General features: G+C 38.9%; 16 protein-coding genes and 1 pseudogene. 1 reads left to right on the top strand and 16 read right to left on the bottom strand.

Annotated features, from left to right (window positions below):
• Positions 1-228: pseudogene (locus tag J678_RS22165) on the bottom strand (IS3 family transposase); the annotation flags it as partial.
• A 90-nt stretch (positions 229-318) separates the two neighbouring features.
• Entirely contained in the window at positions 319-1,254 is a 936-nt protein-coding gene (gene dmeF, locus J678_RS22160; protein WP_001175951.1) for a CDF family Co(II)/Ni(II) efflux transporter DmeF, read from the bottom strand.
• 55 nt (positions 1,255-1,309) lie between these two features.
• Between dmeF and J678_RS22155 the strand changes: the two genes are divergently transcribed.
• Complete coding sequence (locus tag J678_RS22155) at positions 1,310-1,579, top strand: metal/formaldehyde-sensitive transcriptional repressor (RefSeq protein ID WP_000018740.1); 270 nt, start codon at positions 1,310-1,312, stop codon at positions 1,577-1,579.
• 31 nt (positions 1,580-1,610) lie between these two features.
• Here the strand turns inward: J678_RS22155 and J678_RS23630 are convergent, their stop codons facing one another.
• The 14 genes from J678_RS23630 to J678_RS22090 form a co-directional block, all read right to left on the bottom strand.
• Positions 1,611-1,736 carry a YHYH domain-containing protein gene (locus J678_RS23630; RefSeq protein WP_000733641.1) on the bottom strand — a complete coding sequence of 42 codons (126 nt, stop codon included), beginning with the start codon at positions 1,734-1,736 and terminating at the stop codon, positions 1,611-1,613.
• A gap of 91 nt (positions 1,737-1,827) precedes the next feature.
• Complete coding sequence (locus J678_RS22150; protein ID WP_000895211.1) at positions 1,828-3,135, bottom strand: MFS transporter; 1,308 nt, start codon at positions 3,133-3,135, stop codon at positions 1,828-1,830.
• 80 nt (positions 3,136-3,215) lie between these two features.
• The gene (locus J678_RS22145) at positions 3,216-3,854 is read right to left on the bottom strand and encodes a hypothetical protein (RefSeq protein WP_000282061.1); all 639 of its coding nucleotides are present in this window, start codon (positions 3,852-3,854) and stop codon (positions 3,216-3,218) included.
• A gap of 11 nt (positions 3,855-3,865) precedes the next feature.
• Positions 3,866-4,579 (bottom strand): HupE/UreJ family protein, encoded by a 714-nt coding sequence (locus J678_RS22140; protein ID WP_031997566.1) that lies wholly within the window; start codon positions 4,577-4,579, stop codon positions 3,866-3,868.
• 5 nt (positions 4,580-4,584) lie between these two features.
• Entirely contained in the window at positions 4,585-4,956 is a 372-nt protein-coding gene (locus J678_RS22135; RefSeq protein WP_000181823.1) for a hypothetical protein, read from the bottom strand.
• Positions 4,957-4,967: 11 nt separating this feature from the next.
• Positions 4,968-8,096 carry an efflux RND transporter permease subunit gene (locus tag J678_RS22130; protein ID WP_000460236.1) on the bottom strand — a complete coding sequence of 1,043 codons (3,129 nt, stop codon included), beginning with the start codon at positions 8,094-8,096 and terminating at the stop codon, positions 4,968-4,970.
• A gap of 14 nt (positions 8,097-8,110) precedes the next feature.
• Positions 8,111-9,586 (bottom strand): efflux RND transporter periplasmic adaptor subunit, encoded by a 1,476-nt coding sequence (locus tag J678_RS22125; RefSeq protein ID WP_001041870.1) that lies wholly within the window; start codon positions 9,584-9,586, stop codon positions 8,111-8,113.
• 10 nt (positions 9,587-9,596) lie between these two features.
• Positions 9,597-10,796 carry a TolC family protein gene (locus tag J678_RS22120; protein WP_000039774.1) on the bottom strand — a complete coding sequence of 400 codons (1,200 nt, stop codon included), beginning with the start codon at positions 10,794-10,796 and terminating at the stop codon, positions 9,597-9,599.
• Between the two features lie 48 nt (positions 10,797-10,844).
• On the bottom strand, positions 10,845-11,300 hold the full coding sequence (locus tag J678_RS22115; protein WP_002086797.1) for a hypothetical protein: 456 nt from the start codon (positions 11,298-11,300) through the stop codon (positions 10,845-10,847).
• Positions 11,301-11,456: 156 nt separating this feature from the next.
• Positions 11,457-12,353, bottom strand: coding sequence for a hypothetical protein (locus J678_RS22110; protein WP_000589670.1), 897 nt, complete (start codon positions 12,351-12,353; stop codon positions 11,457-11,459).
• 212 nt (positions 12,354-12,565) lie between these two features.
• Positions 12,566-13,609 (bottom strand): YqaJ viral recombinase family protein, encoded by a 1,044-nt coding sequence (locus J678_RS22105; protein WP_001090272.1) that lies wholly within the window; start codon positions 13,607-13,609, stop codon positions 12,566-12,568.
• Between the two features lie 168 nt (positions 13,610-13,777).
• The gene (locus J678_RS22100; RefSeq protein ID WP_032027534.1) at positions 13,778-14,821 is read right to left on the bottom strand and encodes a DUF932 domain-containing protein; all 1,044 of its coding nucleotides are present in this window, start codon (positions 14,819-14,821) and stop codon (positions 13,778-13,780) included.
• A 54-nt stretch (positions 14,822-14,875) separates the two neighbouring features.
• Positions 14,876-15,163 carry a hypothetical protein gene (locus tag J678_RS22095; RefSeq protein ID WP_005031042.1) on the bottom strand — a complete coding sequence of 96 codons (288 nt, stop codon included), beginning with the start codon at positions 15,161-15,163 and terminating at the stop codon, positions 14,876-14,878.
• A 210-nt stretch (positions 15,164-15,373) separates the two neighbouring features.
• The gene (locus J678_RS22090; protein ID WP_032027531.1) at positions 15,374-17,521 is read right to left on the bottom strand and encodes a glycine zipper family protein; all 2,148 of its coding nucleotides are present in this window, start codon (positions 17,519-17,521) and stop codon (positions 15,374-15,376) included.
• Between the last annotated feature and the right edge of the window lie 118 nt (positions 17,522-17,639).

Below are 17,639 nucleotides of genomic sequence, written 5' to 3'. Positions count from 1 at the left end.
TTTTTTTAGATCGATGGGTGGTTCTGTTGGAGCTTTTGATTGATCGAAAGCTTGCGAGGAAGCTGAAATCAGTTGATTTTTCCAGTCGATAATTTGGTTTTGATGAACATCAAATTCAGCACTCAATTCAGCAAGTGTTTTTTCTGCTTTAATCGCAGCAAGTGCTACCTTAGCTTTAAAATCATTTGAATGATTTCTTCTTGGTCTACGTGCCATAAAATACTCCATATATTGATGTTTATAACATCATTTGGGGAGCAAAATATCACTTATAAGTGTTGTTCAAATTTCCTGATCCACCTCTAACCATTCAATAATTCAAATAAAATGTATTTCAACACTTGCATGCACAATTTCTTCATGGATAGAGAGTGCCTGTTTCACTACATCTGGTGTTAAATCTACACCTGTACTCTCTAAAGCCAAGATGCAAGAAAACTTGCCTCTACCAACTTTCCAAACATGTAAATCAGTAATATTAACTTGAGGAAATTCCTCTATAACCTCTTTGATTTCATCAACCACAGGGTGAGACATTTCTGCATCGAGTAGTGTCTTTCCTGTCTCATTTAATAATCCCCATGACCATTTAGCGACAAGAATAGCTCCAACTACACCTAATAGTGCATCTAAGAAACTCCAACCAAAATATTTCCCCGCAAACAATGCAACAATTGCCAATACAGAAGTAACCGCATCAGCTACTACATGCAGAAACGCCGCCTTTTGATTTAAGTCATGATGATCGTGGTGGTGGTCGTGTTCATGGTGATGATCATGCTCGTGGTGATGGTGGTGGCCTCCGTCATGTAATAACCATGCACAAACCAAGTTTACCAATAAACCAACAATTGCAATTGGTATTGCCTCATTGTAATGAATATTCACGGGATTCATTAATCGATCGATAGATTGAATACCCATTAAAAGTGCTACAACCATAAGTAAAATAGCACTACTGTACCCTGCTAGAATCTCAATTTTCCAAGTACCAAAACTAAATCGCTGATCATGAGCATAATGTCGGGCCATTCGATATGCGAAATAAGCTAAGCCGAGAGCAACCATATGTGAACTCATATGCCAGCCATCTGCGAGTAAGGCCATCGAATTAAAAATCCATCCCCCCAATATCTCTAGTACCATCATGATTGCTGTAAGAATTGTCGCAATCAGTATTTTCTTTTGTGCTAAAGGATTTCCTTCATCGAATTGATGAGAATGACGACGATCTAAGTTACTATGAAGTTGCATAAATTTTATCTTTCCAAGATACTCCCCCCAGTATATATTTTTTTTAGGAAAAATCATGTCTCATTTGCATCAAGATAAAAAAATACTTAATCGCATCAAGCGGATTCAAGGACAGGTTACTTCTGTTGAAAAGTCATTATTAACACCTGAAAGCTCTTGTCTTGAAGTATTACAACAAGTTGCAGCAATTAAAGGTGCTGTTAATGGGTTAATGCAGCAACTTCTTGAACAACATTTAAGAGAACATGTATTGAAAGGGGATCAAAATTTTGATGAAGAAGAAATGAAACAGTACTTATTATTATTAGATCGTTATTCAAAATGAGTAGAACAAAATGTTCTACTCATTTTTATTATTAATGGCAGTGACGATCCCCTGTCTTGCTATTCGTGTGGCAGCCTGAAGAATCAGTACCACCTGAATGAGCAAAAGCATTTGTTACCGCAAGCCCCATTAAACATACCAAGATTAGTTTTTTCATGTTGTTCCCCTTTTTTTATTGAACAATAAAATAAGCTTATAATTGTACAACAAACAAACGGAATCTTTCTAAGTCATTAGTCGAAAAAGAGTTATTTAGGCCACTTTTCATGATAGTCATCAATAATATATTCATGGACGTGTACTCCATTGATTCGATGCTGCTGCAAATGCTCATGATCTGGAGGTAAATCATCATGACTGTGGGGTAAAAGAGCCTCATCCTGTGATGGCCACAAACGCATTGCAAGTAATAAAGAAATCGTTGCAATCACTGCCATCGGTATAAAAGTTTGTAATGTTCCTATGTTAGTAGTGAGCCATCCAACCAAGGGATAAGTCACTAACCAGCAAGCATGTGAAAACGCAAATTGCGCTGCGAATAGAGAGGTCCTACTCTCACTCGATGCAGATTTTCGAATCAAACGGCCTGTAGGTGTTTGTGAAACAGAATATCCAATACCAAGCACAAACCAAAGTACAAGCAAACCATTATAAGATGTAATGAAATAACCACTTAACAGCCCAATTACAAGAATTGTTGTTCCCGTCAACATCACTGATCGATCTGGGAACTTATCCAATATCTTAGGCAAAATGAAAGCCGAAAGCATTGAACCAAATCCAAATAAACCAAAAGCCCAAGTAGTCGCATTTTCAGTTAGCTTAAATGTCGATTGAACCAATACCACGGTATTTACAATCACTACAGCGCTTGCTGACGCAATTGCTAAATTGAGAGCAAGCAATGCTTTAAGTCTAGGCGTATTAAAATAAATTTTAGCTCCCTGCTTAATACGGCTATAAACACCTCTAAACGCAGGTACTTTGGCAACTGGTAATTTCGCACTTACCACAAACAAAGCAGAACCGATAAAACCTAATACCGTTCCCAAAAATAAGTTGTGATAACTCATCAAAGTTAATAAAAATGCCGCGAGCATCGGACTAATAATATTTTCTAAATCATAGGCCAATCGTGATAATGATAGCGCATTGGTATAGTCTTTTTCTTCAGGTAAAACATCTGGAATCATTGCCTGAAATGTTGGTGTAAATGCAGCAGAAGCAGATTGCAAAATAAAAATGAGAATATAAATTTGCCAAATTTGTGTCACAAACGGTAGACACAATGCTGTTAATGCTCGAATAACATCTAGCCCAACCAATACTTTTTTTCTTGGTAATCGCTCAGCAAATGCAGATGCTATAGGCGCTACACCGATATAAGCAATCATCTTAATTGCCAATGCAATACCAAGAACTTGGGCTGCTTCCCCCTTTGCAATATCGTACGCCTGTAAAGCTAGGGCGATTGTGATTAACCCCGTTCCGATTAGCGCTATTACTTGGGCCAAAAACAAATGCCGATATGTTGTGTTTTTTAGTACTTCTAGCATCTTATGGATTCCTTTTAGAACCTGACTTCTTTAGCAATTGAATCTCCTTGGAATATTATTCCAAGGAGATTGATCAAAACTTAAAAGACTTTCTTCATTTCACTAAACTGCCCTTCTACAAGTAGAGTTACAGTCACTGGATTTTCCGTACGGTTACGCCAGAACCAACCATGCTTGCCATCAAAAGCTGCCTTTAAGACACCCTGCTGAGTTGTTTCATTCTTTCCTTTTCCATAGCCATGATAGAACCCTTTAGGAGCGTTCACTGGATCACCATGGGTATCATAATTAAGACCACCTCCAACAGCTTTCCAGTCAAAGTTGACACTTGCACTTTGTGGCATCGTCAGTTTCACTTCGGTTGCTTGGCCCGGTTTAAGCTCAATACTAATGCTCTCTTTATTAATAGCAGGCATAATCATTTGAGCATTATCAGTTGCCGTTTGAGTCGAAGTTTCTACTGATATTTGTTCAACACTATTCACTGCCTGTGCAGCATTGATACCATTTTCTGACTCTTCAGTTAGTGATTGTTTGATTTCTCCCATTTTCGTTAAACCAAGCACTTTACCCATACCTGTCGGATCAATTGCATACTCCGCAGGCATGACACAGGTAACTAGCACAATAACGGCACTTACGGCAGCAATTGCTGTTGATTTAATTAACTTTTTTGATGAAGGTAATTCGATATCTTTTGGAATTTCAGCGTTATACATAATTTAGATCCTTATTGAGTAATGAAGCCAGTAAGTTGATAGCCAACAAGTAAAAAACCGAGGAACATGAGGAAGACATTGCTTTGATAAGCTGTTTTAAAGAAATAAGGTGTCTTTCTCCAAAACGTCATTAATAACAAGATGATGCACAGAGCCATAAACTGGCCTAATTCAACCCCAATATTGAATGAGATTAAATTTGCCAACAGTCCATCACTCGGAACTTCATATTCCTGAATTTTTACTGCGAGTCCAAAACCATGAATCAGACCAAAAATTAAAGTCGCGATTTTCGTGTTTGGTTGAAAACCAAACCAACGCTGATAAGCCCCCAAGTTATCTAGAGCCTTATAAACAATCGAAAAACCAATGATTGCATCAATGATGTAGGCGTTTATCGAGATATTGTAATAAACACCCACCAGCATCGTAATCGAATGCCCAAGTGAAAATAGGCTGACGTAAAAGCCGATATCTTTCATTCGGTATAAGAAGAAGATAATGCCAACAAGAAATAGTAAATGGTCATATCCAGTGACCATATGCTTCGCACCCAAATAGATGAATGGAATCACATGAATGCCATAAATTTCTTGAATATAGCCCTTATCACCTTCCGCTACTCCATGAGCAAAAAGTGTAGGGCTTACCAATGTAATGAATAAAGCAAGTAATAGCTTTATGTAAGCACTTAATTTCACAATGTGTGAAGCAATAATTTGCATGTATATCAAACTCCAAAATTTAAAATGAATTGAAAATCCATTAACTTTTTGGGCGGTTTAAAAATACGACTCACCATCAGATAAACATATTCTTTTGACCAATCTAAAATCGAAATCCCTTTTAAGAGATGAGCTAAAGCGGCCGATTTAAGTACGTCATAGCCAACAAAATGTTCATAGTAATTATCTTGGTGACTATGTGAATGTTGTTGGCTTATCTCATGATGGTGAGAGTTAATTGCATCAATTGAAACGTGTCTCTGAAATTCATTTTCAGTTACATGCTCTTTAAAGTGCAAACATAAAGCGAGACTGATCATGCAGACTAGCAACATCATCACAAATTTGTTTTGTTTATCTCGCAATATATTTGTCATTAAAGATGCCCCTAAACAACCTGTTTAGCAGCTTCGTTTGATTTTCTTGACCTACCTTGGTTAAACCACACATATAAGGTTGGCAAAATAATCAAAGTCAGTAAGGTTGATGAAATAATCCCACCAATAACAACAGTTGCAATTGGGCGCTGAACTTCAGAGCCAATGCCTACGTTTAAGGCCATCGGAATAAAACCTAATGAAGCGACTAAAGCTGTAATCAACACGGGACGGAGTCTTTCCATTGCACCATGTTTCACTGCATCAATGACACTTTCACCTTGAACTCTAAGTCGCTGAATGGCTGAAACAAGAACCAAACCATTCAGCACAGCAACACCCGATAAGGCAATGAAACCCACAGCCGCAGAAATTGAGAATGGAATATCACGTAGTGCTAAAGCAATCACACCACCTGTTAGTGCAAATGGCACACCTGTGAATACCAAGATACTGTTTCTAACATTACCTAAAGCCATATAGATCATGGCAAAGATCAGAATTAAAGCAATCGGTACTACAACCATAAGACGATTTGAAGCAGATTCCATTTGCTCAAACGTACCGCCCCAAGTCAGCCAATAACCATCTGGTAATTTAAAATCAGCATTCAGCTTAGATTGTGCTTCTGAAATGTAACTACCAATATCAGTTCCACGAACATTTGCTGTAATGACGATACGCCGTTTACCATTTTCGCGAGAAATCTGGTTTGGTCCTTGAACGTTTTTTAACTCGATCAATTCTGATAAAAGAACACTCGAACCATCAGCTAAGCTCACAGGAATCTGATACAGCTTTTCTAGATCTGTTACCGAGTTTTGATCCATACGTACCACAATGTCGAACTTTCGATCTCCTTCAAACACCTTACCTACTGTCTCACCTGTGATTAGGCTAGAAACCTGTTTTTGTACATCCTCTGCATCAAGCCCATAGTTGGCAATCATGTCTTTTTTCAGCTCAACAGAAACCATGGGTAAACCAGACATCTGTTCGACTTTAAGATCAGCAGTACCTTTGACTCCCTCTAAAATCTTAGCGGCAGCGTTTGCTGATTCAAGCAACTGCTCTAAATCATCACCATAAATTTTTACGGCAACATCTGTTCGGACACCTGAAATAAGTTCGTTAAAACGCATTTGAATCGGCTGTGTAAACTCATAATTGTTTCCATATACGCCTTTAGATACGCGTTCAATTTCAGCAACAACCGCAGACTTTTCCTTATCAGGATTAGGCCACTGACTACGAGGTTTCAGCATGACAAAGTTATCTGCTACGTTAGGTGGAACAGGATCAGTCGCAATTTCAGCAGTCCCCACTTTGGCAAAAATAGTCTGAACTTCTGGAATTTTCTTAATCTCTTTTTCTAACGTGTATTGCATTTCAATTGCTTGAGTCAACGACGTACCAGGGATACGCAAGGCATGTAGTGCTACATCTCCCTCATCCAAGGAAGGTATAAACTCTGAGCCTAAACGAGTCGAAAGACTTGCACTAAAAACAAAGAAAATAGAGACAAAAGCGATTAGCAAATATCTGTGATTTAAAGACCAATCTAGAATTGGGTTATAAAATCTTTTGATGCCATGGACGATTTTTGACTCTTCTTCTTTAATTTCACCAGTAGTGACCAATGCCACCATTGCAGGGACAAACGTAATTGAAAGAATCATTGCTGCCACTAAAGCCATAACCACTGTTGCAGCCATTGGTGTAAACATCTTTCCTTCAACACCAGTCAGAGTCATTACAGGTAGATACACCAAGATAATGATCAATTGACCATAGAGAATCGCTTTGCGGGATTCTTTAGTCGCCTCAAACACAGTCGTAAAGCGTTCTTGCCTTGTTAAAACTCGCCCAAGCTCTTTTTGTTTAATTGCCAACTTTGCTAAGGAGGCCTCAACAATTACAACAGCACCATCTACAATAATCCCGAAATCTAGTGCCCCAAGACTCATAAGGTTTGCACTAATTTTCTGGTTCACCATACCTGTGATTGTCATCAGCATGGATAAAGGAATGACCAAAGCGGTAATCAGCGCAGCACGGAAGTGACCAAGAAATACAAACAGAACAACGATTACCAGAATCGCACCTTCTAAAAGATTCTTTTTCACCGTCTGTATCGTTGCATCAACCAAAGTTGTACGGTTATAGACAGCTTTTGCTTCCACACCTTCTGGTAATGATTTTTGAACCTGTTGTAGCTTTTGATCAACAGCGTGAGCAACATTTCGTGAGTTCTCACCAATAAGCATGAATGCTGTACCCAGTACAATTTCTTGCCCATCTTTAGTTGCAGCACCTGTACGTAATTCGTGACCAATAGATATTTTGGCAACATCTTTCAATCTGAGGATATAACCATTGCTCGTCGTAATCGGGATATTCTGGACTTGCTCAATCGAGTTAATTTGAGAATCAGAACGAATTAAATACTGTTCACCATTTTTCTCAATATACCCCGAGCCTTTATTCATGCTGTTCTTAGAGATAGCCTCTAAAATTGTCTTCTGATCCAGCCCTATGCTACGTAAATAAGCATAATCAGGTTGAACTACAAATTGTTTGAGATAACCACCAATGGTATTGATTTCATTAACACCCTCTACATTTCGAAGCTGAGGTTTAATCACCCAGTCTTGTAAGGTGCGTAATTCCGTTGGTGAAAGTGGATTAGGATTGTTCTTGGCATTTTCAACGGTATACATGAAGATTTCGCCAAGTCCTGTAGAAACAGGCCCCATAGAAGTTGCAATTCCAACGGGAAGATTTGGTGTCACTCCTTGTAGCTTCTCATTGACTAATTGTCGGGCAAAATAAATATCCGTCCCTTCTTTGAAAATTGCCGTTACTTGAGATAGACCATATCGAGATACGGAGCGTGTATAGTCTAAATTTGGAATACCTGCCAAAGCAGTTTCAATGGGATAGGTCACTTGAGACTCCATCTCCATTGGAGAGAGTCCTTGAGCTTCACTATTAATCTGGACTTGTACATTCGTAATATCAGGGACTGCATCAATCGGTAACTTGAAATAGTTATAAACCCCTAATGCACCAACAAATAAAAATACGATAAGTACAAGCCAACGATTCTTAATCGAGAGCTTAACAATCTGGTCAAACATAGTCGCTACTCCCCTTAGTGGTCATGAGTAGCGCCAGATTTCCCTAGCTCTGCTTTTAAAAGATATGAATTTCCAGCGGCATAAACCTGTCCTACGCGTAATCCAGATTTAACTTCCACATACCCATTGTACTTTTCACCAAGCTCCAGAGGCCTAGCTTCAAAATCATTGCCAACACGAATGAATACAACATCCCAATCACGGAAGCTCTGTAGAGCATCTTCACGCACAACCATCGGCTTCAAACTTTGATTTTCAAAAATTTGGGCCGTGATTAACTGTCCTGAGCGCCACTTAAACTGGTTTGGTACTTCAATAAAGACCTGTGCTGTACGTGTCTTTGGATCAATGACATCACTGATATATTTAATTCGTCCTAAAGCTTCTTCTGTATCCACAGGGCTTTGAGGTTTAACTTTAACCTTATTGTTAGGATTTATAGCATTTAGCCTGTCAGCGGGAACATTAACAACTGCTAAAAGTTGAGAAGTATTTGCGATTTTAAAAATAGGTGTTGAAGAACTTACATTTGATCCAACAGCACCAAGGACTTCTAATATTGTTCCAGACATTGCAGCACGAACTTCAACAGTACCATTACTAGAACCACCATAAGAGTTGATTAAGTTATTCAACTCATTTGCACGAGTTTGTGCTGCGTCAAAGTCTCGTTTTGCTGAAATATAATCAATTTCAGGTGATACACGCTTTTGCCATAGCGCTCGTTCCTGTTCCATTTTTTGACGAGCAAACTGTAGGCTGTCCAAAGCAACTTTACGATCGGCATTCAAACGAATTACATCTTGGCTTTGAACTACAGCAAGTAAGTCTCCCTGACTCACCTTATCACCTAGATTACGGTAAGTTTTGATCAATGTCCCACTGGCTTTAGGCGTAATAAAGCTTTCAAAATTATCAGGAAACTTCAGTTCGCCTTTTAACTCCAAAGCATTTTCAAACATCTTTGATTCAACTTTTAAAAGCTCTAATCCACTGCTCTTAATACTACTGTCCAACATGGTGACACGGCCTTCCTTCGTATCCCATTTCCAAGTATGCTTTTTCCCTTGATAATCAACGTTTATCATCATTAAAAAGGAATGTGGCTCGTAAACAATTTCATTCCCAATTAAGTAATCACTCTCAGGTTGAAATTGAATATTTTGCTCGGCATCCAAACGTTTGATGTAGATATTTGCTGTTAAGTCTTCAGGTTTAAGTAGTTTATCTTTCAAATACCCATAAACACGGAGGTGTGGTTCCACTCCTTCCTCAAATATCTTGACCTCAGCAGAGAAATCTCCATCTCGATATAAACGACCACCGTGAGGCCCTTTCTCATCTCCAGCCACAGCTACTTTTTCTTCGGCGACCTCACCATGTGCGCTCGCTTGTGTTTTATTGCCCGATTTATACCAAGCAATTGCACATAAGACGATAAGTAAGGCAACGACACCAGTTGCAATCAATGTATTGGTTTGTTTATTCATATTCTTGCCCTTATTCTTGATCTAAATGAGTAATGTAGTTACGTTCGACATCTGCAATTTCAGTTTGCAAAGCCAACCACATATCGAATCGAGCAAGATGTTTGTCTAACCAAATTTGCTTAATATTATTGAATTCAAGTAAAGAGTTTTTCCCTGCTTGGTATCCCATTTCAGCAATTCGGAGACTCTCATTTGTTGCGGGCAAAACCGTTTGATCATATTGCTTAATCGCATCAATCAAGTTGGAAACCTCAATAGCCTTGTTTTCCAATTCAATTTTAGAATTACGATTCACAAGCACCGACTGTGTTTCTGCTTTCGTATGCTCTGCTTGAGCGATCGCAATATTGCCTTTATTTCGACTAAAAATATTGAGGGGTATTGATGTCGAAACCTGAAAGACTTTGTCATTGGTTTCTTGGTAGTTTCTAACCCCTACTCCCAAAGTAATATCTGGTATTGCTTCTTTACGAGCCAACTCAAACTGAGCTTTTTTCAGCTTTGAACTTAAAGTTGCTTCTTGCTCAGACAAACTTATTTTGTCTGTGAAATTAAAGCTTAGCGGAACCTCCAATGCACTACTGGGCAGGTTGGAAGTGAACTTAGAACATAGATTTTTCTGGAACTGAATCTTCTTCACTTCATTTTGATGGCGCAATTTCGACTCAGATGAAAGTGCTATGCTTAGTTGAGCATCGGAAGGAATTACTCGCCCGTACTTAAGACGTTCGGAAAGAACGTTAGCTTGTCTGGCATTCAATTTACTCTCAGAAGAATAAATTTCAGCACGCTGAGTAGCTACATACCAGTTCGCCATACAGATTCTTAAATCTGCTTTGAGTTCAGCCTGACGCTTTGCTATTTCGAACTGATTACGATCACCTTGAAAACTCGCAATCTGTTTTCTCAAGGAAAGTTTATTACTGAGGGGGATCTCTTGTGATAGCCCCAGCAAGGTTGTTGGGCCATCCAAATCTTTCAATTTTGAATTACCGAGATTATCCAACTCCATATTGAAAGTCGGATTAATTAATCTGCCAGCAAACTTTTGATTGATTTCATAAGCTTGCTCGGACTGCTGTAAGCTATTGAGTACAGCATCATTTGCGATTACCTGCTTTTGTAGTTCTGCATAATTCGTTTCTGCGAATACATTTGCTGCTGTTGCTACAAATCCACAGGTAAGAAATATCTGATATTTTTTAGACATGACTTTACCTATACAAAAAAATTAAAAACTATTTTTTGTATAGAAAGATCAATTACGTAGGACGATTAAATCTTTAGAGAAAGTATAAGAATTACTAAATACTAGAGGGGATCGCCGCTTTAAAAAGACTCGATAAACGGGCTTTTCAAAAAGCTGGAAAAAGAATAAAACTAGTGGAAGTGCGAAACTAAGAATAAAGATTGGATCTATGCTGAAATCACTATCAGAAGAAATTGGCTTTACTGAATGATGATAGATCGGCTCATCAAAATTCTTCCACGTATGTGCTTCTGCATCATGATCAGCAGAACTTTTTAGAGAATCATCTGAGTGCTGTAAAGACCAATGACTAGAAGCATCATCCTCTACAATGATACTCAACTCATGCTGATGTTCAATATTTTCAAGTAGAACAGGCGCCCACGCATGAACTCCCGTAATTGTTATGGTAAACAAAAACAGGACAAATGCGAGTATAAGCTTAGAAAACCTACTTGAACGCATAGTCATGAACATACTTCTGATTTGCTACCAAAATACTAAAAAGCGTTATTAAAGTAAATCCATCTCTCAAAAATTCTAGGAGTGAGTATTTTCTTATCTACAGTCCAAAATCTGCAAAAAAAAGAGTACAAGTACTCTTTTCTAACTAGGTCCATTTCAATTGAGAGCCTGCACAGAATGCTGCAACCCTTTCTGAATGTCTTGAACATGAGTTAAATCACTAAGCTGCTGACCCTGCTCTGGTTTTGGTTCATTGATATAAAACTCCTCAACAATATCCAGTCCCTCCTCACCTCCTACCTCAAATCTGGCATTACCATAACCTAGCCTTGCCACATGATCTAAAGCCTCCTGATAAAACCCTGCTGTCTTGCTTTGTCCATCGATCTGTTTGGCTGAAGTAATGGCTTCTTGTAGATTGATTCCATCACGTAAGGTTAAGTCCACGTAATAAATTGGGGTACGGTAACTTTGCGTTGTGCTTTTTCCTCGTAAGGTCAGTTGCAATGGCAAACATGAAAGTAAATCACCTGAAGCCGCATGGTAATAACGAAGCCGTGCAGCTAAGGTACGAATGCTATTGAAACCTGTAGTCCTAAAAATGAATGTACCCAACTCATCCGACTCATCTAGATTGACGTAAAGCCGCCCATAAGGCTTGCAGTGTCCACCTTGGGCCAAGGGGCATAAATCAGGTGATGGACATGGATGCTGTTCAACCCCGTTTTGTCCAAGTCGCTGACAGGTTTCACCATTACCAGTACAGATGGGCCGACCAGTTTGTCGGTCGAATAGAGTGTACTCAGCTCGCAAGTTGAGTTCAGGATCATTAAAAATCATCCGGACAGGAATGGTTCTGAGTTTCTGGTTTTGTGCCTTGGCTCTTAGCTGCTCATCCAGTGGGTGTTTCACCCAGCCATCCTTATTCTGAATTTGGCTAGTAATCGTAAATTGATCATCTTTTTCAGGCAGACGTTTACCATTCTTTTCGACCACTTTACCGATACTAATTCTGCCGAGTATTGGCGGTGTAATCGCTAAACCTTTGATCATGTTGTTTGTCCTATAAGTAAAATTTTACTGATTACCCCTTGCTATGTAAGTAAACAGAAATATGAAAAGCTACGACTTCGCAAAAACCGCCATTGTTGGTCTACCGCTCCTTCGGGAGTCGGTAGATCGGGGGTGGTTTTTTTGCGCTTTTGGGAAGAATGGATATTTCATGCATATATAGTTAGCGATATAGATGCATGGTTTTGATCGGGTCAGTCATCATTGCTATAGATTTGAAAACGTCGTGTCCCCACCTTGTTTTGTGGAAACTCATTGATTAGTTCAGGATGCATTTTCAATACAGCCTTATTATCTAAAGCAATGGAGTCTTTAGATCGTTTCCACGTCACTGAACCATTGGCAAAAGTTGCTCGTTCAGCATCTTTCATTAACATCTGAATTTGATGCTTAGTTTCATCAAAGCTGTTTTGGTGTTTTTCAATATGATGCTTTTCTTGAATCAGTTGAGCAAACAACTGATTGGCTTGTTCATTTTGACTGAGATCTTCGACACTGAGTGGAATATGTTGAGGATAGAGTTGCTGAATGGCTTTAGCTGCCGATTCACTGGCATCGACTGAAGGTGGCGTGTCATTTTCCACACACTCCCAAAAGTATCGCTCTGCATTCACAATATGTTGAATGACTGATTCACTGCGTGCCACTTTATAGATACGAGTTTCATGACCACAGATCAGCACACAAATATGCGCTGCCTTTTTGCCTGTTACAGCGAGTTGATGTTGCACCTGACACAATACGTATAAAGGCACACCATCTCGCCATAACTTTGCTCCATATTCCCCTGCGGTTTTGCATTCTAAAATCTGTACTTCCTCACTACCTACCACCGAGTAATCTAAGTTAGCCAGCATAAAATGCTTATCCTCATCAGGATGTTGTAGTACGGCATTGATACGACGAACTTTGTTGTTGGTATGCATGCTGTAGTATTCAGCGACCAAAGGTTCAAGTTGTTTACCCCAATATAAAGGGGCATGACCTGTGCTTTCATCTTCAATGGATTGTTTAACTCGACCTGTCTTGATCATCCACAGTTCTAGCATCGACATATAGGGATTAAGTCCACAGGCTGCGGCACAGTCACTACTGCCAATACCTTGGCGTCTGACTTCAAGCCATTCTGCTTGAGTCATATTCTTTGTATTGACCAAGCGTTTGGCTGTGAATAATTTTGGGGCAATAAATGGGGTACTTGCCTGTTGCATAGATGGATTTAAAATTGCGGTATTCATATTGAAGTCCTGATTATTTTGCTATGTAAAATGATGGGGATCACAAAAAATGGGCATAAAAAAACCACAGCCGAAGCTATGGTTTTAATAATTTTTAAAATTAGAAATTCCATTTAAAAATGCTTAGTTAGGTCTAACTTTCCATGATTGAAAAATGTATATTTCGCACTATGCAAGCATGTTAAGTGCCTGTTCCAATCCTCGTTGTTTGATCGATGCGCCAGCACCAAACCAAGCTGAATCAAGTCGGTGATCGGTACTCATGGCACGACGTTCGTGGTCTATAAATTCTGTGATTGAACACAGCAATCCATAGGCTGTTCCTTTGGCTGAACTTAGCTCCGCACCTCGTCCTTGACCATTAAACATTTCCATAGCTCGACTCATCGCTTTGGCATTCGGCTCAGCTTTGTCCTTCGCATTGGCTTGGGCTTGTAAGGCTACATCACGGTAGAACTGAATGATGTTGTCCTCCTGATCTAATACGTTGTTCATGGTGCTGTTATTGAATACTGCATCAAAGTAAGCGGATGCTTCCATCTGACTCACTTTACGTTGTGTCAGTTGCTTCATTTCATACATGTGTTCATCCCATGCACGTACTGAAATACCGAGTTGCTGTTTGACCTTATCTGCATCAAATTTAGTACTGTGTGGAACTTTGACCACACCTGCACTGCTGTTCTGTCCTTTTAAGGCAATCGCTAAAGTATTGTTGCACACTACTCGGATCGAGGTAAATTGTGCGGTGGTAGCAAGGGTTCCGTCACATGCTGTTGCCAAGAGCATATAGCCATTACTAACATCTTTGCCCTTTAACATGGATGTTTGCCCTGTACGTGCCAATGCCCAGAATTTCTTACCGCCTTTGAGTACGCCTGCGGTTTCAAGCTCAAAGCCTGATTGTTCGGTGAAGTCACGATAGAATTCTAAAATCTCTCGTGGTTGAACTTCTTGAAAGCGTTGGCTGACGACTGATAACGGTGCATGGGTGTCAGAGCGATATAAAACACGTTGTTCTTCATAAGGCATGATGATGCTTTGCCCACGGTCATTCTGCGCCATATAACTGACATTAGAAGATTCAATCCGCCAGTCCATGCCTGCCTGCTGTGCCCAGACTTCAATCGGTTGGTTTTGTGTCAGTTGGTTCCCTAGTCCGTGCCAAGGGGTTTCTCCGACATAAGCCATTTGTTCAAGTTGATGTGCCATAGTTGTATTCCTTTTATTAAACTGAAATTTGAATTTGTGTGGTTATGACTATCTTTAGTGCAAAAGGTGCGTTGGAAATTTTTGGTAGCAGTTGTGGCAGAAGCATAAATTCTGCTGTGATGGTGTGCTTTGTTCGGTGAATGCATTCAACACACTGCCGAGTACTGTTCCTGCAATTCCACCGACAATCGGTGGCAGATTGAAAGACTTTGCAACCGTGGTTCCCAATGCACCCAATGTGGTCGGTGTGACCAAATTGGTTAAGGTTTTATTTGATTGTTGTGTACTTGCTTCAACCAATATCACATTCGTTGAATGACAAAAGGGACAGCTCAAGCTCATGGCTCGACTCCTTAAATTTTGTGCACAAAAAAGCCTGCTCGATGGCAGGCTCTGTTTTCATATTTTCATGTGATCTCAAAAGAGTTTCATGATTCTCATTAGGATGTTATGTGTGTGAAATTATTTGGAATGACTTTTAATTTACTTTTTCAATTAGTAAATGATCTCTCCAATTTTTTTCAAATACAACTATTGATATTATTCCAACACTCAAGCAGGTTTAAGCTGATGAGTAAGATTAGGCTGTGCTGAATCGGGTTTGGCAAGTTCTCTATAAATTTCTAATTGGCGATTAATTTCATTAATTTTTGGCTGTAGATCAATTGATATAAAATTACTTGATTCATCAATAGCTACCCAACCAGCTTGAACTTTTTCCATTTCATTACCTTTTTGCAACTTATGTAATATCCATTGGTTCAGATGATAGGCACGCATATATGCTTCATGTTGATAGATCAATAAAGTACTAAAGGTTATGATACGATCTGCATTATTCAACATATAAGTTTCAAAACTTTGTAGTTGTTTGAATAGTACATTTGTTCGATGAACCAATAAATTTTCATTGAACCATGCTGCGAATTCAATGAGTAATTTCACTACGATATCTCTCTGATTACACAAGGCTTCTCGATTCATACTATTTGCACCTGTAGAACCAGCAACCCCTCCCATATATGCACCAATACCACTCGCAACAATGACTCCGACACCACCTGTAGCAAGACCTGCTAATGCGCCGAATAGCATTGACCCTGTCATTGCTCCTCCAGCAATTGCAGCAGTTTCTTTGCCAACATTTTTTAAGTATTGCTCACCATCAACTTTACCAGAATTAAAATCACCATAATTTCGATATGCCGCTAAACCAATCGTTAATAGTGGGATTGGTAGCATATCTCCTAAATCCGCAAAATCTGAAACTTGCTCTAGTCCTACACCCGTAGTTTCCTGTACAGCTTCATAGCTTAAAGCAGTATCCACTAACACCATCGGATGATTACCTAACTGCTCTGCAAGTTCACTGTTCACAATCACTGGAATATCTGGATACTTATCAAAATGACTTAATACATAATCAGCATCCATTGAGCACTTAACTTGCATCGGTGTACCATCAACAATCAAATCATATCCTGCTTGGTTTGCGCTGTCGGGAAATTCAACTGTATGTCCTTGTTGTTGTAGATTCAGTGCAACTTGTTGTTCAGCAACATATCCAGTTAAACGAGTCACTGCTCCTGCACTATCTAGTGTGTTCGCTGAAATGTCTTGTAAAGTATTTAAGTTTTCAGGATTACCTTTTGATGCAAAGCTCAATGCATCTAATAAAGATGGATCAATATGTGCATAGTCCCAAATTAATCCTAAAGAATATGCGGATGCTGTTAAGCCCACACCCACCTTTAGCCCTTGATCTGATAATATTTTTTCGAGCTCTTTTTGTGCTTTTTGATTTTGATTAAGACACTCAACAATTTTTTGATTTTTCAAAAGTTTTGGTGCACTCGCAATAATTCCCTCACTATATGGAATCTGCGAATCACGCCCTCCAAAAAATGTACCAACGCCCTTACTAAAACTATTTAGCCCACGTCCCATGTCAGCTAAGAAATTAGTATCTTCAGGACGAGTTGCAATAACGTCTTCTGGTAAAAGGGCTGTTATAGCACGATTGAGTAGATTCCCTTGTAATGCTCTATCTTTCGCATCGTCTATAGAGCAAAGTAAATATACAGCATATTGCAAATCACCAAACTCTCCTTTTTCCTGATTATAGATAACATTCTTCCGCATTATTAAACATTCAAGATAATCAAAATATAATGTTTCTTGATAAGAACAATGCTCAAAATAGTACTCAAACTTTTCTATAGCGCTGGTATAGATTTCACTACGTTTGTACACTATCGCCTGTGCTTTAATGACAGCATTGCTAGGCTCACGCTCAAATAAAATTTTTAAGATCTCTCGACTAATCTGTAAATGTTCACTTTTTTCAATCTTCGATAAATACCGACTGACTAATTCAGAAATATTCATCGACGCTTGATGCTTGAGTTTGAATAAAATACATTGCTCTAACCAAGCATAATTTTTTGCATGCCCCTGATAGTGAGGGATAAATACTGTTTCAATCAATTCAACCAATTCTAAAGCAACGCCAATTTCCTCAGATGAATTGATAGAAAATTCCCATTTTTGTGGAATAGTCACACTAAATAAGCGAGAGAAAAACCCCGAATTAAGATCAGCTTTTTCTTGAGTAACTAACATCAACATATCTTCTGGAGTAAGTGTATGTTTTTGAGTTTTAATTCTATCTAGTCGTACTTTAAGTAATTTAAAATTCATATATCCCCCTAATTTTTTGAATTTTCAGATAATTTACTATTTTAGACATCAGAATTATATTACTTAAAATTGAAAAAGTACTAGTGTATTAAAAATAATAAAATTATTGATTTATTTA

Source organism: Acinetobacter sp. 1424608, from assembly GCF_000588255.1.
Taxonomy (GTDB): Bacteria; Pseudomonadota; Gammaproteobacteria; order Pseudomonadales; family Moraxellaceae; genus Acinetobacter; species Acinetobacter nosocomialis.
This window is presented reverse-complemented; position numbering and strand designations above follow the sequence as displayed.

Bases quoted from the DNA above. Each gene is read 5' to 3' on its own strand.
- dmeF (WP_001175951.1), bottom strand. From the start codon at position 1,254: ATGCAACTTCATAGTAACTTAGATCGTCGTCATTCTCATCAATTCGAT.
- J678_RS22155 (WP_000018740.1), top strand. From the start codon at position 1,310: ATGTCTCATTTGCATCAAGATAAAAAAATACTTAATCGCATCAAGCGG.
- J678_RS23630 (WP_000733641.1), bottom strand. From the start codon at position 1,736: ATGAAAAAACTAATCTTGGTATGTTTAATGGGGCTTGCGGTAACAAAT.
- J678_RS22150 (WP_000895211.1), bottom strand. From the start codon at position 3,135: ATGCTAGAAGTACTAAAAAACACAACATATCGGCATTTGTTTTTGGCC.
- J678_RS22145 (WP_000282061.1), bottom strand. From the start codon at position 3,854: ATGTATAACGCTGAAATTCCAAAAGATATCGAATTACCTTCATCAAAA.
- J678_RS22140 (WP_031997566.1), bottom strand. From the start codon at position 4,579: ATGCAAATTATTGCTTCACACATTGTGAAATTAAGTGCTTACATAAAG.
- J678_RS22135 (WP_000181823.1), bottom strand. From the start codon at position 4,956: ATGACAAATATATTGCGAGATAAACAAAACAAATTTGTGATGATGTTG.
- J678_RS22130 (WP_000460236.1), bottom strand. From the start codon at position 8,096: ATGTTTGACCAGATTGTTAAGCTCTCGATTAAGAATCGTTGGCTTGTA.
- J678_RS22125 (WP_001041870.1), bottom strand. From the start codon at position 9,586: ATGAATAAACAAACCAATACATTGATTGCAACTGGTGTCGTTGCCTTA.
- J678_RS22120 (WP_000039774.1), bottom strand. From the start codon at position 10,796: ATGTCTAAAAAATATCAGATATTTCTTACCTGTGGATTTGTAGCAACA.
- J678_RS22115 (WP_002086797.1), bottom strand. From the start codon at position 11,300: ATGCGTTCAAGTAGGTTTTCTAAGCTTATACTCGCATTTGTCCTGTTT.
- J678_RS22110 (WP_000589670.1), bottom strand. From the start codon at position 12,353: ATGATCAAAGGTTTAGCGATTACACCGCCAATACTCGGCAGAATTAGT.
- J678_RS22105 (WP_001090272.1), bottom strand. From the start codon at position 13,609: ATGAATACCGCAATTTTAAATCCATCTATGCAACAGGCAAGTACCCCA.
- J678_RS22100 (WP_032027534.1), bottom strand. From the start codon at position 14,821: ATGGCACATCAACTTGAACAAATGGCTTATGTCGGAGAAACCCCTTGG.
- J678_RS22095 (WP_005031042.1), bottom strand. From the start codon at position 15,163: ATGAGCTTGAGCTGTCCCTTTTGTCATTCAACGAATGTGATATTGGTT.
- J678_RS22090 (WP_032027531.1), bottom strand. From the start codon at position 17,521: ATGAATTTTAAATTACTTAAAGTACGACTAGATAGAATTAAAACTCAA.